The sequence below is a fragment of the Nocardia sp. NPDC047654 genome (genome assembly GCF_043205035.1).
GTDB lineage: Bacteria > Actinomycetota > Actinomycetes > Mycobacteriales > Mycobacteriaceae > Nocardia.
The window spans coordinates 130,955-153,006 of the sequence record NZ_JBIDDF010000006.1 but is presented as its reverse complement, the minus strand read 5'-3'; the positions used below and the strand labels follow the sequence as shown (position 1 = coordinate 153,006).

The window sequence follows — 22,052 nt, the reverse complement described above, 5'->3', positions numbered from 1 at the left end:
GGCCCGATCGAAGACGCGGCCGCGACCGTCAGCCGGCCGTGCGCTCCCGCGGCCCGTCGCATACCGAGGTGACCAAGGCCGGGAGGGGGAACAGCAGCAGGAAGAGGTTGGGCGCCCACCACAGTGGGCTGAAATCGCCGCGCAGCGTCCAGAAGGCGAGGGCTTGCAGCCCGGCCACGCTGGTCAGGGTCAGCGAAACGGTCATCAGGGTGTGCCGGCCCGGTGTACGGGCCAGGCTCGCCAGACCGGTGGCGCTCGCGGCCAGGTCCAGGACGACGAACGAGTAGTTCCAGTCGCTGAGGATCGGGTCTGTGTAGTCCTTGTAGGCCCATTCGGGTGGGATCACCTGGGCGAACGCGATCGCCCAGTAGAGCAGGAAACCGATGTCGGTGACAAGCATGGCGATCTTGGTCGGCCCGAGCACGCGAAACATGCTCGTCAGTGCCAGGCGTATTCGGCGCAGAGCCGGTGGGCGACCAGATCGAAGGTCTTGCGTGGCAGGATCGCGCCCTCCCGGCGGATGCCCGCCTCCGGCACGTCGAGCACCCGATCGAGCCGCACCCAACTGGGGCGGCCGTCGTGGTCCCACGCCCCGCTGCCGATGCCGATCCAGTCGCGGTCGTAAGCGCGTTCCGGATTCGACGACAGCATCAGGCCCAGCAGCGTGCGCCGGTCGCGGCCGACCACCAGCACCGGCCGGTCCTTGCCGTTGCTCGGATCCTCTTCGAACGGCACCCAGGTCCAGACGATTTCCCCGGGATCGGCACGGCCGTCCAATTGCGGCGAGTAGACGATCTGCCGGGCCCGCTCCGCGGTCGGAACCGGCCTGGACGCGGCGGGCCGCACCGCGACACCGGTCGCGCGCCGCTGGGCCAGCGACCCCACCAGCCGGTCGACCAGCCCGGGCCGCTGCTGCTTGACGATCTTGGGACCCTGTTGTTTGGCGATCAGACCGATCTGCTTGCCGAGGGTGTTCCAACTTCGGGCCATCTCTGGAGAATAACGGCGCACCCGCCGCTTCTCACCCGCGTGGGATCCGTTGTGTCGTCAGGGCGTCGACGACCCGAACCGCCCATGGAGTCGGACATGCGGCCCATCCGCTACCGAGCGGACGAAATCCCCGCTCCGCTGCCCGTCGCGGAAGACGACCAGTGTGCCGAGGCTGATGGCGATGATCACCGCCGAGAGCAGCAGGGTGCGCCCGGCGGCGGCGACGTCGCGAGCCCTCCGCGCGACCACACCCCTCCCCCGTCGAGTGCGAGTCTTACGAGCACCGTTCGCGGCCCGTCTCGGGTTCGAGTGACCGAAGCGCAGGCGGCGCAGTCGCGAGTCTCGGTCGCTCGAACCCGAGACTTCCCGGGGCCGCGAACACGCAGCGCCGCAGGCGCTGCAAAAACCAACACAGCGTCTTACGAGCACCGTTCGCGGCCCGTCTCGGGTTCGAGTGACCGAAGCGCAGGCGGCGCAGTCGCGAGTCTCGGTCGCTCGAACGCGAGACTTCCCGGGGCCGCGAACACGCAGCGCCGCAGGCGCTGCAAAAACCAACACAGCATCATGGGACGATGGACGGCAGTTTGCCGATACCCATGAGGAGTGGAGTGCCCGCCAGCTTCGCCGACACGACGTTCACCGATCCCGCCCGGATCCGGAACTTCTGCATCATCGCGCACATCGACCACGGCAAGTCGACGCTGGCCGACCGGATGCTGCAACTGACCGGTGTGGTCGAGGAGCGGCAGATGCGTGCCCAGTACCTGGACCGGATGGATATCGAGCGCGAACGCGGCATCACCATCAAGGCCCAGAACGTGCGGCTGCCCTGGAAGCCCCGGACCGGAGAGCACGCGGGCACCGATTTCGTGCTGCACCTCATCGACACACCGGGTCACGTGGACTTCACCTACGAGGTGTCGCGCGCCTTGGAGGCGTGTGAGGGCGCGATCCTGCTGGTCGACGCCGCGCAGGGCATCGAGGCGCAGACGCTGGCCAACCTGTACCTGGCGCTGGACAAGGACCTGACGGTCATCCCGGTGCTGAACAAGATCGACCTGCCCGCCGCGGACCCGGACCGCTACGCCGCCGAGCTGGCGCACATCGTCGGCTGCGACCCGTCGGACGTGCTGCGCGTCTCCGGCAAGACCGGTGAGGGCGTGACCGATCTGCTCGACCAGGTGATCGCGCAGGTCCCGCCGCCGGTCGGCGAAGCCGACGCGCCCGCCCGCGCGATGATCTTCGACTCGGTCTACGACACCTACCGCGGCGTGGTCACCTACGTCCGTGTGGTGGACGGCAAGCTGACCCCGCGCGAGAAGATCAAGATGATGTCCACCGGCGCCACCCACGAGCTGCTGGAGATCGGCATCGTCTCGCCCGAGCCGAAGCCGACCCAGGGTCTCGGCGTCGGCGAGGTCGGCTATCTCATCACGGGCGTGAAGGACGTACGTCAGTCCAAGGTCGGCGACACGGTGACCGGCGCGCGCGGCGGCGCGAGCGAACCGCTCACCGGGTACCGCGAGCCGCGCCCGATGGTGTACTCCGGCCTCTACCCGGTGGACGGCTCCGACTACCCGGACCTACGCGACGCGCTGGAGAAACTGCAGCTCAACGACGCCGCACTGACCTACACGCCGGAGACGTCGGTGGCGCTGGGGTTCGGTTTCCGCTGCGGCTTCCTCGGCCTGCTGCACATGGAGATCACGCGCGAGCGCCTGCAGCGCGAGTTCGATCTGGACCTCATCTCGACCGCGCCGAATGTGGTGTACCGGGTGGAGATGGAGGACGGCGCCGAGCACGTGGTCACCAACCCCTCGTACTGGCCGGAGGGCAAGGTCAAGACGGTGTACGAGCCGGTCGTGAAGTGCACCATCATCTCGCCGAGCGAGTTCATCGGTTCGATCATGGAGCTGTGCCAGTCCCGCCGCGGCGAGCTCGGCGGCATGGACTACCTCTCCGAGACGCGCGTCGAGCTGCGCTACACGATGCCGATGGCGGAGATCATCTTCGACTTCTTCGACTCGTTGAAGTCGCGCACCCGCGGCTACGCGAGCCTCGACTACGAGGAGTCGGGCGAGCAGGAGTCGCAGCTGGTGAAGGTGGACATCCTGTTGCAGGGCGAGGCGGTGGACGCGTTCAGCGCGATCGTGCACCGCGACGCGGCGCAGGCCTACGGCCACAAGATGACCACCAAGCTGCGCGAGCTGATCCCCCGCCAGCAGTTCGAGGTGCCGATCCAGGCCGCGATCGGGTCGAAGATCATCGCTCGCGAGAACATCCGCGCCATCCGCAAGGACGTGCTGGCCAAGTGCTACGGCGGTGACATCAGTCGTAAGCGCAAGCTGCTGGAGAAGCAGAAGGAGGGCAAGAAGCGGATGAAGACGATCGGCCGCGTCGACGTCCCGCAGGAAGCCTTCGTGGCCGCGCTGTCCTCCGATGCCGCTTCGGACAAGCCGAAGGACAAGAAGTAGGCGGCTAGCCCGCCGCGCGCAGCCGGACGCGCAGGCGCGCTCCGCCCAGCGGGCTTTCGTCGAGTTCGGCAGTGCCGGAATGTAATTCGGCTTGCTGGCGGACCAGGGCCAGGCCGAGTCCGGAGCCGGGGGAGCCGGGGCCTTTGACGAAACGGTCGAAGGCGTCTGCGCGCAGCGCCTCGGGGATGCCGCGGCCGTCGTCGTCGACGTGGATCTCCACGATGTCCTCCGGGCCGGATCGGACGCTGACGGTGACGGTTTCGGCCCGGCCGTGTTGCACGGCGTTGGCGACGGCATTCGTGACGATGAGCCCGACGCCGCCGGGCGAACCGGTCACCGTGACCGGAGCGCATTCGGTGAGCTCCACCCGCACCCCCGGGTGCCTGCGTCGTGCGTCGTGCACCGCCCGGTCCAGCACGTCGCAGAGGTCGAACGGCTCGAAGATGTCCGGGCCGGTGAGTTCGCCGACCGCGAGGCGTTCGAGGTCGGTCAGCGTGTTCTCGATCTGCTGTTCGGCGAGGAGTACCTCGGACATGATCGCGCCGCGCTGCTGGTCCGGAATCTCCTTGGTGGCCAGGACCTGCAGGTCGGTACGCAAAGCCGTGAGCGGCGTGCGCAACTCGTGCGCGCAGACCGCGGCGAAGTCGCGTGCGCCGGTCAGCGCTCGCTGGGTGGCGCGGTGGGCGGCTTCCAGCCGGGTGAGCATGCGGGTGATCGCGTCGGAGAGTTCCTCGGCTTCCCGTGCGCCGCGGCCGGACAGCGGCGGCAGTTCCTCCAAGGTGTCGATGCGGTGGGTGGCATCGGCCAGACGGCGCAGCGGGCGGGCGGCGAATCCGGCCAGGAACCAGCCGAGCAGGGCGGCCAGCAACGCGCCCGCCACCCCGATGCCGAGCCCGATGCGCTGACTGCGATGAATGGCCGCCTCCACGACATCGCGATCGGGATCGAGCGCGACCAGCACGCCGGGTAACCCGTCGACCCGGGTGATCGCGGCGTCGGCGGGCACGCCCGGCCGCCGCGCGTCCGCGGGCGCCTGTTCGGGAGACAGCGTGGCCGCGGACGGTGGTGCGGGAGCCGCTTCGGGGGGCGCGGCGATCCGCACCGCCATCGACGAGACGGTCTGGTCCAGCTGACGTTCGCCGGTGGCGCCGAGCAGGGTGGCGAAGGTGATCGTCAAGGTGAGCGTGACCAGCGCCGCGACCACCCCCGACACGACGGCTACCCGGGTGCGCAGCGACGGTGACCTGCTCATGGTTCCTCCCGGAGGACGAAGCCGACGCCGCGCACGGTGTGCAGCACCCGGGGCACGCCGTCCGCCTCCAGCTTGCGCCGCAGGTAGGAGACGAACACGTCGACGACGTTGGTGTCGGTGGGGAAGTCGTATCCCCACACGGCGGACAGGATCTGCTCGCGGCCGAGCACGACGCCGATGTGCTCGGCGAGCAGGGCGAGCACCTCGAATTCCCGCTTCGTCAGCTCCACCGGCCTGCCCTCGGCCAGCACCCGGTGCCCGGCCGGGTCGATCCGTACCCGCCCGACCGTGCGCACCTCCTCGGGCCGCGGCGCCGGTTTCTGCCTGCGCCGCAGCAGCGCGTTCAACCGGGCGACGAGCTCGCCCAGATCGAACGGCTTGGTGAGGTAGTCGTCGGCGCCGCGCTCCAGGCAGGCGATCCGGTCGCTGACCGCGGTGCGCGCGCTGAGCACGCAGATCGGTATGTCGTTGCCCATCGCCCGCAGCGCGGTGACCACGCCGACACCGTCGAGTTCGGGCATGTTGACGTCCAGGACCATCGCGTCGGGCGTGGTGGCGCGGACCATACTCAGCGCCTCGGCGCCGTCGGCCGCGGTGACGACCTCGAAATCGGAGAGCTCCAGTCCCCTCCGCAGCGACGCGAGGACGCGAACCTCGTCGTCCACGACCAAGATTCGTTGTCCGGCCATGATGTCAATCTAATCCCACAGTCTGAGATGGCGGGTTCGCGTTGCTGCGCCCACTGTCCGCCTCTCCCGTGCGTCGATGCTGCCGAACGGCTGTTTCATCGAATTCGACGGTACGGAGCGGATCTTCAGCACTCCTTCGGCAACTCTTAGAGTTCCATTAGTTTTTCCCGGCGTGTCCGCCGCCGCAGGCGACGATGCGATCGGCCCTGGTGAGGGTGCGTATCGGAGACTGTGCGCGGTCCGAAAGGCCATCGGAAATGGGGCTTCCGATCCGGTAATTCGGATGGCAGGGTTGTGTTGCTCACCACAGTGGCATTCTCTCCAGTCCTGGAGAATGTGACAGGCGAGTATTCCCGAAATACTGTTGGGGTGATCTTCACTCGGTCGGACCGGCGCGGTGAGGATGCTGGACAATCGAGAGTGGAGTTTCTATGACGCGTGATCTGCCCTTCGACGACGACACCGAAGGCGCCGACCGCGCAGGCGACACCGCCTACCGGGTGGCCACCGGCGTCGCACGGGTCGCGCGAGCGGGCGCCTATGTCACCGGAGGCGCCTTGGTGGCCGCCAACGGCGGCGGCGTCCCCGCGCAACCGGGCGAATCCCGCCTCGACAGCTGGCACACCGGCTGGGCGCACAGCACCGATCCCGATCCCGATCAGCCGAGCCCGGTGATCACCTTCCCGGACCCGGTCGTCGAGCCCGCGCCGTTCTCCTCGCACGGCACCAACAGCCCGGTCGCCCATGGGAATCCGGCCCCCGGGCCGGTCAACCCGGCCCCCGGGTTCACCTTGCCCGGCACCGGCGCAAGCCCCGCGGGATCGCTGCCCTCGCTCGGCGACTACAGCGGTACCGACGCCGGAATGCCGCTGCCGACGCTGCCCGGCGGCGAGTCCGGCGCACACGGGATGCAATTGCCCGGACACTCCGGAGGCGGTGTCCCCGGGCTCGGCGGCATCCCCGGCACGGACGGTGGTTCCGAATCCGGATTGACCATTCCGGGGACCGAGGGCAACGCGTCCCACGGCTTCTCGTTGCCCGGCGTCCGGTCCGAGGCGGCGAACGATGTCGACGCACCCGGCGGCCACGGGTTCGGCCTGCCCGGCCACGGACTCGGCCAAGCCGGGCACGGGTTCGGCCTGCCCGGCTCGAACGGCTTCGTCGCGCCCGGCTCCACCGTCTTCGACCTGCCCGGAAACAGCGCCGTCGGCGCGGCGCCGACGGCGGACGATCCGTTCGACGGCGTCGGCGCGGGCAGCGATCTGGGGGCTTTCGTCGGCACGCAGTGGCAGGTCGACTTCGGGCTCGGCCCGAACGGGATCTACTTCACCTCCGAGATGAAGGTCGATATGGCGGTCGGTCACGTCGGCGATCAGCTCGACGAGTACACCGACTGGCTGGCCGACGGCATCCACGTGCCGGACGGCATCGATCACCCGGTCACCGAACCGCATGGGCCCGGCCATCCCGGACTGCTCGGTGGACTCACGTCACCGGGCTCGTCCGCGACGCAGTCGTCGGCGGCCTCCGGCGTCACGCAGTCCTCGTCGGCGGGCACGGCGCAATCGGCGGGCGTCGCGCAGCCGCTCGCGGCCTCGGCGCCGGTCGCTCCCGCCGCTACGGTCGCGCCTGCCGCGTCGGTGGCTCCTGCCGTCGCCCCGGCGCCCGCGCCCGCCGCAATCGCCGCCGCTCCGGTCGTCGCGGCCACTCCGCTGCAGACCACGATCCAGCCCGATGTCGCCTCGACCCCGATCGCGAATGTGTTCGCCGCGCCGGAAGGGCCGTCCGTGCTGACCGCTCCGGCGGCGGCCGTCCCCGCGCTGTTCGACGCCGTGCGCCCGACGCCCGCGGTGAAGCCCGCCCCGGTGACCGACCCGCATCCGTCCCATTCGACTCATCCGACCCAGCCGCCCGCGTCGACGGTGACGCTCCCGACGACGATCGTGAAGACCACGCCGACGCCGAGCGTTCCGGGCGATGCCACCGCCCCGTCCGCGCCGAAGACGCCGGATATCGACGTCACGAAGCTCCCCGGCGCGACCACGGTGCCGCACGGCGGCATCACCACCGCGCCGGACGGGCCGACCACCAAGACTCCGGGCGCGACGGTCACCCAGACCCCGGCGCCGCATGCCCCGACCACTCCGGACGACGACGTGACGACACCGGGCGGCGGCACCGGCCGCCCCGGCACCGGCGGCACCTCGCACGACGCCCCGCCGACCAACCACCTGCCGACCGACGACGTACCGACCGTCAGCAGGCCGGCGCAGCCGACGTATACGGCCCCGGACCAGCCCACCTACACCGCGCCGGACCAGCCGACCTACAGCGCCCCCGCGCACGCTCCCACCGTCGAGCCGTACACTCCGGCGCCGACCTTCAACGCTCCCGCGCCCACCCAGGCGCCGATCAAGCCCCAGGTGATCGACCCGAAGCCGCACGGCATCTCGGCGCCGCTCACGGTGGACCACTCGGCCGATTCCGGTTTTCCGGTCGCCGGGCACACCTACGATCACTCCGCGCTGACACTGGCCTCGAGCGGCGGCCTCACGAACGCCTTGCTGCCGGAATCCGCGATGGCGGAAACGCATCACTACACATCGGATGTGTCGGACATCTCATTGATGTAGCCGGGCCGCGAGCGGTTCCGAGGACTGCGGAGTGAACGCAGGGGGTACCAGAACGAAAAGTCACCGAGAGTAAGGAGGAGGGTTGTCTGCCGCTGCCGGGCTGAAGGCTGCGACCGTGAAACATCCGGACGCGATGGCCCCGCTCATCCGAATACTCGACGAGCTGCGGGAGACGGCCCGATCCGCGGGACGCGACGACCTCGGCAGCCGGTTGGGCATGGTCCACGCCAGGGTGAGCGATCCCCGGGTACGGCTCGTGGTCGTCGGCCATCCGAAGAACGGCATGAGCACGCTGGTCAACAGCCTGGTCGGCGCCTCGGTCAGTGCGACGAACAGCGATCTGAGCGTCCCGGTGATCGTCGAATACGGGCCGGAACCGACCGCGACGCTGGTGCGGCAGACCGAGTACGGCCGCACCGAACGCCAGTCGGTCGACCCGCTCGACCCCGGTCCGGCGCTGGCCACCCAGGGCGTCGTCCGCGCCGAGTTCACCCAGCCGAGCCCGTTGCTCGCCGATGGTGTCGTGGTCATGGACGCACCGGGTGCGCTGGGCGACAACCGCACCACTTGGTCGATGATCGCCGCGGCCGACGCCGTGCTCTACGTCGATGACGCCGGTACCGAGCTGACCATGGAGCAGATCGCCGAACTGGAGCGCATCCAGCAGATCTGCCCGACCGTGATCTGCGTGCTGAACAAGATCGACGTGTTCCCGCACTGGTCGCGCACCCAGCAGCGCAACCGCGAACTGCTGGACGCCGCGGGACTCGGCTTCGCGGTGGCGCCGGTCTCCGCCGAGCTGCACCGTCAGGCCGGGCTGACCGGTGACTACCAGCGCGACATCGAATCCGGGGTGCCGCAGCTGATCGATCACCTGCGCGACTACGTGGTGGCCCGCGCGGACGCGGTGGCGTTGGAAGCGGCGGTCCAGGACATCCGCCTGGTCTGCGACCACCTCGCACTGACGCTGCGCACCGAGGCCGAAGCGCTGCGCGACCCGCGGCGACGGGCCGAGATCACCGATCAGCTGGCCCGCGCCCGCGACGAGGCCGACCAGCTGCGCCAGCGCACCGCGAACTGGCAGGTCACGCTGGTCGACGGCGCGACAGAGCTGATGGCCGACATCGAGCACGACCTGCGCCACCGGCTGCGCAGTCTGATCCGCGACGCCGAGACCGAGATCACCCAGACCGATCCGGCCCGCCGGTGGAAGGAATTCGGCGCCGATCTGGACGCGCGCATCTGCGAGGCGGTCGAGGAGAACTTCGCCGTGGCGCATTACCGCTCGATGGAGCTGTGCGAGCAGGTGGCCGCCAAGTTCCCGGCCGACAACCGGACCCCTCCGCTACCGGACCTGCGCTTGGCCAACCCGGGGGAAGTGCTCGAGACGGTGCAGCCGCTGGAGCCTCTGGAGAGCGCGAAAGCCGGTGTCACCCAGCAATTCCTGACCGGTTTGCGCGGCTCCTACGGCGGTATCCTGATGGTCGGTCTGGCCACCAGCCTGCTGGGCATGTCGCTGGTGAACTGGTACTCGGCGGGCGCGGGCGTGCTGCTGGGCGTCAACGCGCTGTGGGACGACCGCAAGAACCGCAAGCTGCGTCGCCGCGCCGAGGCGAAGGTCGCGGTCGCCCGCCTGATGGACGACGTGATCTTCCAGGTCGGCAAGGAGTCGCGCAATCGCTTGCGCGCCATGCAGCGGGTGCTGCGCGACCACTTCACCGACATCGCCACCGAGGTCTCGCGCGCCGCGGACGACGCGCTGCGGTCGGCCGAGGAGAACTACGGCAAGTACGGCGACCGCAGGCCGGAACGAATCGCCGACCTCGAGGCGCGACTCGGCAAACTGCGCGCGCTGCGCGAGGAGGCCGACGAACTCGTCTCCGTCTAGGCCGTTCCCGGCCGGGATCAGGCCGGGTGCCCCTGAGGTGTCGGATCGAGGCCTCCCAATCTCAGACCGGGTGCCCCTGTGGCGTGTGCGCGGGCTGGAATCGGCCGGCGTGCCGGGAAGATTCGGCGCGGATCACGTGGGTGACGGCGTTGATCAGCGCCAGGTGGGTGAACGCCTGCGGAAAGTTGCCGAGGTGACGGCCGCTGCGCGGATCGATCTCCTCGGCGTACAACCGCAGCGGGCTGGCGAAGCCGAGCAGTCGCTCGCACAGGTGCCGGGCCCGCTGGATCTCTCCGATCTCGACCAGCGCGGAGACCAGCCAGAAGGAGCAGATGGTGAACGCTCCTTCCGTGCCGCTCAAGCCGTCGTCGGTGGTCTCGGTCCGGTACCGCAGCACCAAGCCGTTCTCGGTGAGCCGGTCGGCGATGGCCAGCACGGTGGCGCGCACGCGGTCGTCCTCGGGCGGCAGGAAACGGGTGAGCACCACCAGCAACAGGGAGGCGTCCAGGGTGTCGCCGCCGTAGACCTGGGTGAACACACCTTCGGAGTTGACGCCGTTGGCCAGGACGTCGGCCTTGATCTCCTCCGCGATCGCGTACCACTCCTCGGCGTGCTCGAACTGGCCGTGCAGCTCGGCGAGCTTCGCGCCGCGATCCAGCGCGACCCAGCACATCACCTTGGACGAGGTGAAGTGCTGCGGCTCGCCGCGCACCTCCCAGATGCCACGGTCGGGCTCCTTCCAGTGCTCGATGGCGGCGTGCACCTGGCGGACCAGCAGCGGCCACAAGGTCTCCGGCACCTGCTGGCGCGACTTCACGTGCAGGTACACCGCGTCGAGCATGGTGCCCCAGATGTCGTGCTGATCCTGGTTGTAGGCGTTGTTGCCGATGCGCACCGGCCGGGACTGGTCGTAGCCGCCGAAATGGTCGAGGATGATCTCGTCGAGCTGCCGTTCGCCGCCGATGCCGTAGAGCACTTGCAGCGGAACGGGCTCGCCGTTGTCGCCGGTGGCCGCGTCGTTGAGGAAGGCGAAGAAGTCGTCGGCCTCCCGGTCCAGGCCGAGGGTGTACAGACCCCACAGGGCGAAACTGGAATCCCGTACCCAGGTGTAGCGATAGTCCCAATTGCGCTCTCCGCCGGGTGTTTCCGGCAGGGAGGTGGTCGGAGCGGCCATGAGGGCGCCGGTCGGGGCGTAGGTGAGGCCCTTGAGGGTGAGCGCGCTGCGCTGCAAGTAGTTGCGCCACGGGTGGTCGGGGAACTTTCCGAGCGTGATCCATTGGCGCCAGCACTCGGTGGTCTGCCACATCTTGTCGGCGGCCTCGTCGAAGGTGCGCGGCGCGGGCAGTTCCGACCAGGTCAGTGCGACGAAGACCTCGTCGCCCTCCTTCATCCTGGTGCGGGCGCGCGCCTCCCGGCCCTCGAGCCCGAGGCGCAGATCCGTGGTGAGCACCAGCGTCGGCCCGGCGCTCGGGTCGTCGCTGCGCACCGCGGTCGCCTCCTCGTACACCTTGCCGGTGTACTCCCAGCGGGCGCTGGCTCGGTGGTAGTCGAACGCGGGCTCGCAACTCATCTCGAGTTCCACCGTGCCGTTCACGCACTTTATTGTGCGCAGCAGCAGATGCTCGGCATCCCAGTCCATCGGAGTGCGCCGATGGGTCTTGCTGCGCTGGTCGTTGTTGTGCCAGCGTCCGAGCACCAGCGCGTCGCGCACGATCAGCCAGCCGGTGCCGGTCTGCCAGGTGGTCTCCAGGATCATCCCGCCGGGCAGGTAGCGGCGGGCGGCCGGCACGTTGACGCCGTACGGCCCGACCCGGAAGTGACCCGCGCTGCGGTCCAGGATCGCCCCGAAGATGCTCGGCGAATCCGGCCGCGGCACACACATCCATTCCACCGCGCCGTTGCTGGCGATCAGGCAACTGGTCTCGCAGTCGGACAGGAAGGCGTAGTCGTCGATCGGCGGGTAGGCGCCGTGACGGTGGGCATCGGTCGAGCCCGTCGGCTCGGGCAAGTTCGTCGGCAAGCCGTCGGAGTCGTTGAGGGTGAGGTCATCGGAGGACGCCATACCCCAATCTTCGGGCCGATGGGCGCCCGGCGTCCACCGCGCGGCTTCCCGGCTGCGCCGCCCTGGCCGACGGACTCGTGGAGCCGGAAGGCGAACCGACTAGGCTGGAGCCGTGCATCGCATCGCAGGTTGGTGGGACGGCTTCGAGCTGTGGGTCGCGGGGCTGCCGTTCATTCCGCAGTTCCTCGTGGTCCTCGTCGGCATGGTCCCGATCAGCTTCGCCATCGCCTACGGGCTCGATCGCGTGCTGCGCGCCGTCCTGCGCATCCTGGATCGCCGGTACGGCGCCCACCCTTCGCCGGTGCGGCCGGCCCCGGCCGGCGCGCCGGTGATGCTCGAACCCGAGCAGGCGGCCGAGCAGCGCACCCCGGTGCAGAGCGGGGCGCGCTGATGCCTCGGTCGCGGGTTCAGCTCGCCCTCGTCGCCCTGCTGGTGCTCGTCGTCGTCGCCTGGTTGATCGCCCGCTGAAGGTCGGCTCGCAATCCCGGCAGTGTGCGCAGCACCACGTCCGACCCGGCCCAGTGACCTCGAGGTAACCAGCGCTGTGCGGTCGGCACGGCGCTCCACCTGGGGTACTGATGCGGTGGAACTGGGCGCGTACCCGATCGGGGACCGTTGGTCACGGGATGAAACCGCCCCCTTCCTGGGACTCTTCGATTCGAACTCCGTCGTCGGCTCTGATAAAGTCTGCCCGTGTCTTCGAGCGCCGTACCGCAGGTCCGCCATGAATTGGCGTTGATTGCTGTCGGTGATCTCGCGGTCGCGGACATCTACTGTCGCTGATCGGCAACCGGGCACATCCGCGTCTCGTTTCCCAGTAGACCGGCGCGCTTTGCGCAGATGTGCCTGCCCTTCCCCAACGGCCCGTTGTGGCCGCTAGTCGCGCCGCTGCCGTATCGCCCGATCGGCAGGTCTGCTGAATCAAACAGATGGTCGCCGCCACCGATGTATTACCGGACAACTGGCGGTCCGCAGGAAAGGTCCACTTCGATGGCTCGCAAATCTTGGCTTTCGCCGCGTCGACGCTACAGCGCCGTTGCCCTCGCCGCACTCGCGGCGGTCGCGCTAACCGCGTGCGGCGGCGGAGCCAGCGACACGACCGGAGGAGACCGCGCGGACGGCAGCGGCGGCACGCTCAACCTCTATGCCTACGCCGTGCCGAAGCCCGGCTTCGACAAGGTGATCCCCGAGTTCAACAAGACCGAGCAGGGCAAGGGCGTCCAGATCCAGCAGTCCTACGGCGCCTCCGGAGACCAGTCCCGCAAGGTGAAGGACGGGGCCGAGGCCGACATCGTCAACTTCTCGGTCGAACCGGACGTCACCCGTCTGGTCGACGCGGGCCTGGTGGACGCGAGCTGGAACGCCGACGCCACCAAGGGCATCCCGTTCGGTTCGGTGGTCACGATCGTCGTGCGCAAGGGCAACCCGAAGGGCGTCAAGGACTGGGACGACCTGCTGAAGCCGGGCATCGAGGTGGTCACCCCGAACCCGTTCAGCTCCGGTTCGGCCAAGTGGAACCTGCTCGCGCCGTACGCGGCCAAGAGCGACGGCGGCAAGAACCCGCAGGCGGGCCTGGACTACCTGAGCAAGCTGGTCTCCAAGGACCACGTGAAGGTGCAGCCCAAGTCCGGCCGCGAGGCGACCGAGACCTTCCTGCAGGGCACCGGTGACGTGCTGCTGAGCTACGAGAACGAGGCGATCTTCGCCGAGCGCAACGGCGACCCGATCGAGCACATCGTCCCGCCGGTCACGTTCAAGATCGAGAACCCGGTCGCGGTGCTGAAGAACAGCAAGAACCAGCAGAAGGCCGTGGCCTTCCGCGACTTCCTGTTCACCGCCGAGGGCCAGCAGGCCTGGGCCGCCGCGGGTTTCCGTCCGGTCGACCCGAAGATCGCCGCCGACTACGCCAAGGACTTCCCGACCCCGCAGAAGCTGTGGACGATCGCCGACCTCGGCGGCTGGAAGACCGTGGACAAGGAGCTGTTCACTCCGAACACCGGCTCGGTCGCCGTGATCTACGACAACGCGACCAAGTGACCGGGTGACCCCCGTTACACCGGATACTGGACGACTGTGACAGAGAGCAGTAACGCCGGGACCGCGCAGACCGGTCCCGGCGTCTCCGACCCCGCGCGCCCTGCCCGCGGCAGGCAATGGTCGTGGCTGCGCGTGACCGGCTCGGTGGGCCCGCTCGGCATCGCCACCGCGGTGCTGTGGCTGAGCATCATCGTGCTGCTGCCGCTGGCGGCGCTCACCGTGACGAGCTTCGAGGACGGGTGGTCCGGCTTCTACGACGCCGTCACCGCGCCTGCCGCGCTGGATTCGCTGCGCATCACCGTGCTGGTCTCGGTGGTGGTGGCGGTGATCAATGTGGTGATGGGCACGCTGATCGCCTGGGTGCTGGTCCGTGACGAGTTCCCCGGCAAAAGCGTCGTCAACGCGCTGATCGACCTGCCGTTCGCGCTGCCGACGATCGTCGCCAGCATCGTGCTGCTCTCGCTGTACGGGCCGCAGAGCCCGATCGACATCCACCTGAACGCCACCCAGCCGGGCCTGGTGGTCGCGCTGGCGTTCGTCACGCTGCCGTTCGTGGTGCGTTCGGTGCAGCCGGTGCTGATCGAGGCCGACCGCGAAGTCGAGCAGGCCGCGCTCTCACTGGGCGCGAACAACTGGACCACGTTCCGCAGTATCGTGCTGCCCGCCCTGACGCCCGCGATCATCAGCGGTGGCGGCCTGGCCTTCGCCCGCGCGATCGGTGAATACGGCTCGGTGGTGCTGATCGGCGGCGCCATCCCGCGCAAGACCGAGATGGCCTCCCAGTACATCCAGAAGCAGATCGAGATCGACCGACCGGTGAACGCGGCGGCCGTGTCGGTCGCGCTGCTGGCCATCTCGTTCGCGACGCTGCTCGTGCTGCGGCTGCTCGCCGAACGCAGCGCGCGCAAGGAGCAGGCGGCCCGATGAATCTGCATCCGTTGACCCGCATCTCGTTGCGGGCGGTGGCGCTCGGCTACCTGCTGGTGCTGCTGGTGCTGCCGCTGGTCATCATCCTGTGGCGCACATTCGAGCGCGGGATCGGCGCGTTCGCCGACTCGATCACCACGCCAGCGGCGATCTCGGCGTTCCAGCTGTCCATCCTGATCGTCGCGATCACCGTCCCGGTGAACGTGATCTTCGGCATCGTGACGGCGCTCGCGCTGGTCCGGGGAAAGTTCCCGGGCCGCAACCTGGTCCAGGGCATCGTGGACCTGCCGTTCGCCGTCTCGCCCGTGGTGGTCGGCGTCTCGCTGATCCTGCTGTGGGGCGCGGGCGGGTGGTTCGGCGGCCTGGAAGAACTGGGCTTCAAGGTCATCTTCAACCTGCCGGGCATGGTGATCGCCACCATCTTCGTCACGCTGCCGTTCGTGGTGCGCGAGGTGGAGCCGGTGCTGCACGAGATCGGCGACGATCAGGAGCAGGCCGCGGCAACCCTGGGCGCGTCGAAGTGGCAGACGTTCTGGCGGATCACGCTTCCCGCGATCCGGTGGGGCCTGACCTACGGCGTGGTGCTCACCGTGGCCCGCGCGCTCGGTGAGTTCGGCGCCGTGATCATGGTGTCCTCCGCGCTGCCGGGCAAGTCGCAGACGCTGACGTTGCTCGTGCACGGCCGGTACATCAACGACCACAACACCTTCGGCGCCTACTCCGCCGCGACCTTGCTGATGGGCATCGCCCTCATCACCCTTCTGCTGATGACCATCCTCGAACGTAAGCGGGGCACCAAGTGATCACCGTGACCAACGCGAACAAGAACTACGGCACGTTCGCGGCCCTCGACAACGTGACCATCGACATCCCCTCCGGCGAGCTCACCGCCTTGCTCGGCCCTTCGGGCTCGGGCAAATCGACGCTGCTGCGCTCGATCGCCGGACTGGAATCGCTGGACTCCGGTGTGGTCAGCATCGCCGGACGCGACGTCACCCGGGTGGCGCCGCAGAAGCGCGACATCGGCTTCGTCTTCCAGCACTACGCGGCGTTCAAGCACATGACCGTGCGCGACAACGTGGCGTTCGGCCTGAAGATCCGCAAGCGCCCGAAGCACGAGATCAGCAAGCGCGTCGACGAATTGCTCGGCATCGTGGGACTGGACGGCTTCCAGCACCGCTACCCGGCCCAGCTGTCGGGCGGTCAGCGGCAGCGCATGGCGCTGGCCCGCGCGCTCGCCGTCGATCCGCAGGTGTTGCTGCTGGACGAACCGTTCGGCGCGCTGGACGCCAAAGTCCGTGCCGACCTGCGGACCTGGCTGCGCCGGCTGCACGAGGAGGTCCATGTGACCACCGTGCTGGTCACCCACGACCAGGAGGAGGCGCTCGACGTCGCCGACCGGATCGCGGTGATGAACAAGGGCCGCATCGAGCAGATCGGCACTCCGGAGGACGTGTACGACCGGCCTGCCAACGAGTTCGTCATGTCGTTCCTCGGCGCGGTGGCCCGGCTCAACGGACATCTGGTGCGGCCACACGACATTCGCGTCGGCCGTGACCCCAGCATGGCGCTCGCCGAGCACGAGGGCACCGCGGACTCGGCGGGTGTCACCAGGGCGACGGTCGAGCGTGTGGTCCATCTCGGGTTCGAAGTACGCGTGGAGCTGCGCAATGCCGCGACCGGCGACCTGTTCTCCGCTCAGGTCACCCGCGGCGACGCCGAAGCGCTGCGGCTCTCGGACGGAGAGACGGTCTACGTTCGCGCCACTCGGATTCCGGAACTTCCCACCCACTGAGGTTTTTCGGTCAGCTGCGCTGAGAAGTTGCTGCGGTCGCTGACATGTTGGTGGCGGCTCTCTTCGCTCGGGCTGCGGCACGGAGGCCCGCCCGGGTGTCGAGGGCGGCCCGATGCGGTCGTCGCGAGGTGATCGTGTGTTGGGCTCAGAACGCGATGGTGGGTGTCCACGGCTGGCGGCGGTCCGGTGTCCACTCCATCGGCTAATCGCCCGCACCGAGCTGTGGGGACTCGTCAAGGGGAGTCTCCCCATGTGTAGAGGTGTCGCCGGGGAAGCTTCGGGGCGGGAACCGGAAACCGGCAAACTTCCGCCGGGCACGACCTATCCCCGCGTGTCGCAAGGAAATCCGACTGGACGGAATGTGTAGCGCTGGTCTGCCAGGTGAGGGCGTCGGCGAACGCGGAAACGGCCCGGTCGAGCACAGGCGGCTTGCGGACAATCGGTTGTCCGGACTTGGCACGAAGATCGCGGAGTGGTTGCCTAAACGACGTTCGAAGCAAATCGGCACGGCGATCGGGTGGATTGCGATGGCGGTTGGTCTCGGGTTGAGCATCGGTACGGTGAACACGGTTTCCGTTCTCGCGGAGGAAGGTTCGGCCAAGGCTCCGCCGGGGCGACGCAAAAAGCAGCGGGCGCAGCCCATCACGCGCCGGACCACGCTGACCTTCGACAGCACCGGCGTGGCCAGGGTCGGCATGATTCCCCGGCACGGGCGCGCGGTCACCGAATTCGCCGATCTCACGCAGCGTTCCAGCACGTGGGCGCGGGTGGGCAACCGCGCGCTCGCACCGGCGGACCTGGTCGCCACGGTGGCCAAGTGCCTGATCGACGAGGTGGTGCGGGACCATCCGGAATGTGGAACCGGCCTCGGTATCGCGGTGACCTATCCCGCCCGCTACGCCGACGAGCAGGTGGACGCGTTGCGGGCGGCGCTCGACGGCGTCGAACTCACGCAGGTCGCCCTGGTCGCCGAACCCGTCGCGGCGGCGGCCTGGCTGGAAGCCGATCGCGGTCCGCTGATGCCGGGTCTCACGCTGGTCTACGACCTGGGCGGCGCCGGGCTCGACGTCACCTTGGTCCGGGTGGGCGCGGGGTGCCCGCGCAATCCGATCGTCGGCGTTCCGTTGCGTTCGACCGAATTCGGCGGACGCGCGTTCGGCGCCTTGATCGCCGAGCACGCCGGACCCGGCCTGTCCTCGTCCTCGGTCTCCGAGTCGGTCGCCGACACGCTCGCCGGAGAACTGCGCGCCCGGCACGTCCGGGAGTCTCTCGAAGTGGTCTACCGCTGCTTGCGGGTCGCGGACGTCACCATGGCCGATGTCGATCGAGTCCTGGTGGTCGGCGGGGCGGCGCGCCCGGCGGAGGTGGCCGAGGTGCTCGCGGCGGAACTGGCCAGGCCGGTGATCGCCGGCGCGGACCCGGAGCGAACCACCGCCGACGGCGCCGCGATCATCGGCCGCAGGACCGCGGTCGCGGCGGAGGTGGTGGCCGAACAGCGCCGGGTCCGGCGCCGCCGCACCCGTCGTCGTGCCGCCACGCGGGCCTTGATGCTGTCGCGGCGGACCCGTCGGCGGCTGGGCCGGGTGGTCGTCGTGACGAGCATGTCGGCGGTCTTCGGTTTCGGGACCTCCCTCTTGGCGGCCGGTGATGGGGTGCTGGTGAGTTAGGGCTCCGGCGAGGTCCGGGAAGAACAGGGGCCGTCCGGCGGTGCGCGTGATGAGGGCGCGCGCCGCCGGACGGCCCCAGCAACTGTTGGGTTGACGTGACTCTCCGTTGGTGTAACTATGGGATACAGTTAAACGGTTCCATCGAGGAGAGGGCAGTGACGACGATGTCTGCAGCCGTGACACCCGCAGTCGATCCCGATCTGGAGAAGGCGCAGGAGTACGCCGCGAAGCTGCTGCTGCTGTCGGAGGGATCGGTCAACAAGCACTTCGACCCCTTCGAGGACATCGACTGGGACAATCCCGACTTCGCCGCCGACGCTGGTGAGGAGCGCTGGATCCTGCCCGAGTCGGCCGATACCGTGGCCCGCCACCCCTGGTACCAGGCGCTGTCCGAGGAAGAGAAGATCGCAGTCGGCAAATACCGGCAGGCGAATATCGCCAAGGTCGGCCTGCAGTTCGAGTCGATCCTGATCAGTGGCATGGTCATCCACAACTTCGGCTTGCCGAACGGTTCGCCGGAGTTCCGGTACTGCTCCCACGAGATGATCGAGGAGCACAACCACACCCTGATGTTCCAGGAGATGGTCAACCGCATCGGGCTGGACGTGCCCGGCATGGGCCCGCTGGTCAGCAAGTTCAAGTACCTGGGCGCGCCGGTCGCGGCCTGGTTCCCGAACCTCTTCTTCATGGCCGTGCTGGCCGGTGAGGAACCGATCGACCACATCCAGAAGCAGATCTTGCGCTCTGGCGAAGACGTGCACCCGATCATGCGCGGCGTGATGGCGATTCACGTCGCGGAGGAGGCGCGGCACATCTCCTTCGCGCACGAGTTCCTGAAGAACCACGTGCCGGAGGCCAAGCCCGCGCAGAAGTTCGTCCTCTCGCTGGCCATGCCGCTCGTCATGTGGATTCTCGGCCGCGCGATCGTCACTCCGCCGCGGTCGTTCTTCGCCGAGTTCGGCATCCCGGACGAGGTCCGCAAAGAGCTGTTCTTCGGTTCGAAGGAGGCCAAGCGGGTCTTCAGCGACTACTTCTGCGACGTGCGCGCCCTGGCCAAGGACATCGGGCTGATGAACCCGGTCGCCAAGGCGGTCTGGAAGGCGCTCGGGATCGACGGTCCCAGCACGCGGTACCGGTCGGAACCGCTGCGCGCCGCGAGCAAGGTCGCCTGAGCCGGCATGCCGTACGTCGTCACCCAATCCTGCTGCAGCGACGCGTCCTGCGTGTACGCCTGCCCGGTCAACTGCATCCATCCCACGCCCGACGAACCGGACTTCCGGACGGCGGAGATGCTGTACGTCGACCCCAAGGCGTGTGTGGACTGCGGCGCCTGCGCCACCGCGTGCCCGGTCGACGCCATCGTGTCGGCGAAGAAGCTGACCGCAGAGCAGAAGCCGTTCATCGAGATCAACGCCGATTTCTACCGGCAGGCCCGGCCGCGCCCGCTGCTGGCGCGACCGGTGCCCGCGGCGCGGATCCACACCGAGCGCACGCCGCTGCGGGTGGCGATCGTGGGATCGGGGCCGTCGGCGATGTACGCCGCCGACGAACTGCTGACCCAGCCCGACGTGTCGGTCACGGTGCTGGACCGGCTGCCGGTGCCCTACGGCCTGGCCAGGCACGGCGTCGCGCCGGATCACGACAAGACCCGCAAGGTCGGCGAGCTGTTCGACGTCATCTCCGCACAGCCGGGATTCGGTTCATACCTGAATGTCGAAGTCGGCGCGCACCTTTCGCACGCCGAGCTGCTCGACCATTTCCACGCCGTGATCTACGCGGTCGGCGCGTCGTCGGATCGCAAGCTCGGCATTCCGGGTGAGGGCCTGGCGGGCACGGTGTCGGCCACCGATTTCGTCGCCTGGTACAACGGCCATCCCGATCACGTCGACCATGCCTTCGACCTGTCCGCCCGGCGCGCCGTGATCGTCGGCAACGGCAATGTCGCGCTCGACGTCGCGCGCGTGCTGACCTGTGACCCCGCGACACTGGCGGACACCGACATCGCGCCGTACGCGTTGCGGGCGTTGCGCGAGAGCAAGATCGAGGAAGTGGTCGTGCTCGGTCGGCGCGGCCCTCTCGAATCCGCCTTCACCGTGCCGGAATTCGTCGGCCTGCTCGGTTGCGATGTGGACATCGTGGTCGAGGGTGAGCTGCCCGAACTCGGCGCGGAACTGCCCTTCCACGTCGAACAGAAGCTGCGGATGCTGCACAGCGTGCGCACCCGTCCGGTGGGGGAGCGCAAGCGCATCGTGTTCCGCTACCTGGCCGCGCCCACCGAGATCCACGGGACCGATCGGGTGACCGGACTCGAAATCGGCCACACCGAACTCGTCACCGATCAGGACGGCCGCGTCCGCGCCGTGCCGACCGGGCAGACCGATCGGCTCGACGCGGGACTGGTGCTCACTTCGGTCGGCTACCGCGGCGTCGCGGTTCCGGGCCTGCCGTTCGACGAGCAGGCCGCAGTGATCCCGAACCAGGAGGGCCGGGTGCTGGAGCGCCCGGACGGCGCCGTCGTCACCGGCACCTACGTGACCGGCTGGATCAAGCGCGGGCCCACCGGCTTCATCGGCACCAACAAATCCTGCGCGCAGGAGACGGTGCGGCAGCTGGCCGCGGACTTCAACGCGGGGCGCCTGCCCGAACCCGCCGGTTCCGCCACGGAATTCGATCGCATGGTGCGGCTGCGGCAGCCGGCGGTCCGAGCCACGGGAGCGGTGGAAGCCCGCCCCGGCCGCGTCCGCCGCTTGCTGGCTCGCGCCTGACGAACCCCGCCTCGAGATACCCCGGCCGCGCCGGTATCTCGAGGCGGTCCCCAGGTCGGCGGGTCAGCGTGCGGTGAATCCGCCATCGATGGCCAGCGCCGCGCCGGTGACGAAACTCGCTTCGCGACTGAGCAAGTAGGCGCAGAACGAGGCGATCTCCTCCGGCGTCGCGATGCGGCCCACCGGGTGCAGCGCGGCGATGGCGGCCTCGCCTTCGGGAGTCGCGCCCATGGAATTGCGGAACGCCGGGGTGTCGACAGCTCCGGAGACCAATGCGTTCACCCGTACCCCCTGCTCGGCGGCCTCGAGCGCCACGGCCCGGGTCAAGCCGACCACCCCGTGCTTGGCCGCCACGTACGGCGCCACCGAACCCATGCCGACCACGCCGAGATTCGAGGCGTTGTTCAGGATCGCGCCGCCGCCGGAGGCCGCGAGCGCGGGAACCTGATGCCGCAGGCCGTAGAACACGCTGGTGAGATTGAGCTCCAGATCGGCGCGCCAGCCCGCCTCATCGATCTCCGCGACCGGGCCGAAGGCGCACACCGCGCCCGCGTTGTTGAATGCCGCGTCCAGGCGGCCGAATTCGGACAGCGCGGCGTCGGTCAGCCGGGCCACGTCCTGTTCCACCGTGACATCGGTCGGCACGAACAGCGCACGGCCACCTGCCGCGCGGATGTCGGCGGCCACCTGATCACCCGCGTCTTTGCCCCGGGCGCCGAGCACCACCGCGGCGCCTTCGCTCGCGACTCGCAGCGCCACCGCCTTGCCCACACCCGAGGTCGCGCCGGTGATCAGTACGACCTGCTCCGTGAACCGTGTTGCCATCGTTCGATTCCCTCTCCACTCTCGCGATCTCACCTCCGTGGTGGACCG

The 22,052-nt window shown here is 69.0% G+C and carries 19 protein-coding genes; 12 read left to right on the top strand and 7 right to left on the bottom strand.

All coding sequences use genetic code 11. The features are described 5' to 3' along the window. Positions 1-28 precede the first annotated feature (28 nt). Genes ACGF7Y_RS19185 through ACGF7Y_RS19175 form a run of 3 tightly spaced genes read right to left on the bottom strand, consistent with a single transcriptional unit; the run spans position 29 to position 1,239 of the window. Positions 29-424, bottom strand: a complete 396-nt coding sequence (locus ACGF7Y_RS19185) for a DUF5360 family protein (RefSeq protein WP_393235541.1) — start codon at positions 422-424, stop codon at positions 29-31. 14 nt (positions 425-438) lie between these two features. Next, entirely contained in the window at positions 439-990 is a 552-nt protein-coding gene (locus ACGF7Y_RS19180; protein WP_393235538.1) for a type II toxin-antitoxin system PemK/MazF family toxin, read from the bottom strand. A 57-nt stretch (positions 991-1,047) separates the two neighbouring features. Further along, positions 1,048-1,239 carry a hypothetical protein gene (locus ACGF7Y_RS19175; protein WP_393235535.1) on the bottom strand — a complete coding sequence of 64 codons (192 nt, stop codon included), beginning with the start codon at positions 1,237-1,239 and terminating at the stop codon, positions 1,048-1,050. Positions 1,240-1,562: 323 nt separating this feature from the next. Here ACGF7Y_RS19175 and lepA point away from each other — a divergent pair, with 323 nt between their 5' ends. Next, positions 1,563-3,464, top strand: a complete 1,902-nt coding sequence (gene lepA / locus ACGF7Y_RS19170; RefSeq protein ID WP_391467412.1) for a translation elongation factor 4 — start codon at positions 1,563-1,565, stop codon at positions 3,462-3,464. A 4-nt stretch (positions 3,465-3,468) separates the two neighbouring features. Here lepA and ACGF7Y_RS19165 read toward each other — a convergent pair whose 3' ends face one another. Both ACGF7Y_RS19165 and ACGF7Y_RS19160 read right to left on the bottom strand, forming a co-directional pair. Beyond that, positions 3,469-4,716, bottom strand: a complete 1,248-nt coding sequence (locus ACGF7Y_RS19165; protein WP_393235531.1) for a sensor histidine kinase — start codon at positions 4,714-4,716, stop codon at positions 3,469-3,471. Then, positions 4,713-5,405 carry a response regulator transcription factor gene (locus ACGF7Y_RS19160; protein ID WP_393235529.1) on the bottom strand — a complete coding sequence of 231 codons (693 nt, stop codon included), beginning with the start codon at positions 5,403-5,405 and terminating at the stop codon, positions 4,713-4,715. Before ACGF7Y_RS19160 ends, ACGF7Y_RS19165 begins: the two co-directional genes overlap by 4 nt. Positions 5,406-5,836: 431 nt before the next feature. On the opposite strand from ACGF7Y_RS19160, the gene ACGF7Y_RS19155 reads away from it, so the two are divergent. After that, a complete protein-coding gene (locus ACGF7Y_RS19155; RefSeq protein ID WP_393235526.1) occupies positions 5,837-8,038 on the top strand; it encodes a hypothetical protein in 2,202 nt (733 codons plus the stop codon). 82 nt (positions 8,039-8,120) lie between these two features. Continuing rightward, entirely contained in the window at positions 8,121-9,926 is a 1,806-nt protein-coding gene (locus ACGF7Y_RS19150) for a dynamin family protein (protein ID WP_393235523.1), read from the top strand. 61 nt (positions 9,927-9,987) lie between these two features. Here ACGF7Y_RS19150 and ACGF7Y_RS19145 read toward each other — a convergent pair whose 3' ends face one another. Further along, positions 9,988-11,988: a glycoside hydrolase family 15 protein gene (locus tag ACGF7Y_RS19145; RefSeq protein WP_393235521.1), complete on the bottom strand. Its 2,001-nt coding sequence runs from the start codon at positions 11,986-11,988 to the stop codon at positions 9,988-9,990. A 112-nt stretch (positions 11,989-12,100) separates the two neighbouring features. Here ACGF7Y_RS19145 and ACGF7Y_RS19140 point away from each other — a divergent pair, with 112 nt between their 5' ends. The 9 genes from ACGF7Y_RS19140 (at position 12,101) to ACGF7Y_RS19100 (ending at position 21,179) form a co-directional block, all read left to right on the top strand. Then, positions 12,101-12,379, top strand: coding sequence for a hypothetical protein (locus ACGF7Y_RS19140; RefSeq protein ID WP_393235518.1), 279 nt, complete (start codon positions 12,101-12,103; stop codon positions 12,377-12,379). 302 nt (positions 12,380-12,681) lie between these two features. Continuing rightward, positions 12,682-12,771 (top strand): Ms4533A family Cys-rich leader peptide, encoded by a 90-nt coding sequence (locus ACGF7Y_RS19135; RefSeq protein ID WP_312038717.1) that lies wholly within the window; start codon positions 12,682-12,684, stop codon positions 12,769-12,771. A gap of 207 nt (positions 12,772-12,978) precedes the next feature. Beyond that, the gene (locus ACGF7Y_RS19130) at positions 12,979-14,025 is read left to right on the top strand and encodes a sulfate ABC transporter substrate-binding protein (RefSeq protein ID WP_393235515.1); all 1,047 of its coding nucleotides are present in this window, start codon (positions 12,979-12,981) and stop codon (positions 14,023-14,025) included. 126 nt (positions 14,026-14,151) lie between these two features. After that, positions 14,152-14,952 (top strand): sulfate ABC transporter permease subunit CysT, encoded by an 801-nt coding sequence (gene cysT / locus ACGF7Y_RS19125; RefSeq protein ID WP_174315480.1) that lies wholly within the window; start codon positions 14,152-14,154, stop codon positions 14,950-14,952. After that, positions 14,949-15,755, top strand: a complete 807-nt coding sequence (gene cysW, locus ACGF7Y_RS19120; RefSeq protein ID WP_393235512.1) for a sulfate ABC transporter permease subunit CysW — start codon at positions 14,949-14,951, stop codon at positions 15,753-15,755. The genes cysT and cysW overlap by 4 nt, the downstream gene beginning before the upstream one ends. Further along, positions 15,752-16,747 carry a sulfate/molybdate ABC transporter ATP-binding protein gene (locus tag ACGF7Y_RS19115; RefSeq protein WP_040865543.1) on the top strand — a complete coding sequence of 332 codons (996 nt, stop codon included), beginning with the start codon at positions 15,752-15,754 and terminating at the stop codon, positions 16,745-16,747. The genes cysW and ACGF7Y_RS19115 overlap by 4 nt, the downstream gene beginning before the upstream one ends. A 560-nt stretch (positions 16,748-17,307) precedes the next feature. Then, the gene (locus ACGF7Y_RS19110) at positions 17,308-18,414 is read left to right on the top strand and encodes an Hsp70 family protein (protein WP_393235507.1); all 1,107 of its coding nucleotides are present in this window, start codon (positions 17,308-17,310) and stop codon (positions 18,412-18,414) included. Between the two features lie 155 nt (positions 18,415-18,569). Then, entirely contained in the window at positions 18,570-19,586 is a 1,017-nt protein-coding gene (locus ACGF7Y_RS19105) for a diiron oxygenase (protein ID WP_393235504.1), read from the top strand. A 6-nt stretch (positions 19,587-19,592) separates the two neighbouring features. Continuing rightward, complete coding sequence (locus ACGF7Y_RS19100; protein ID WP_393235501.1) at positions 19,593-21,179, top strand: FAD-dependent oxidoreductase; 1,587 nt, start codon at positions 19,593-19,595, stop codon at positions 21,177-21,179. 63 nt (positions 21,180-21,242) lie between these two features. Here the strand turns inward: ACGF7Y_RS19100 and ACGF7Y_RS19095 are convergent, their stop codons facing one another. After that, a complete protein-coding gene (locus tag ACGF7Y_RS19095) occupies positions 21,243-22,004 on the bottom strand; it encodes an SDR family NAD(P)-dependent oxidoreductase (protein WP_393235498.1) in 762 nt (253 codons plus the stop codon). Positions 22,005-22,052: the final 48 nt, after the last annotated feature.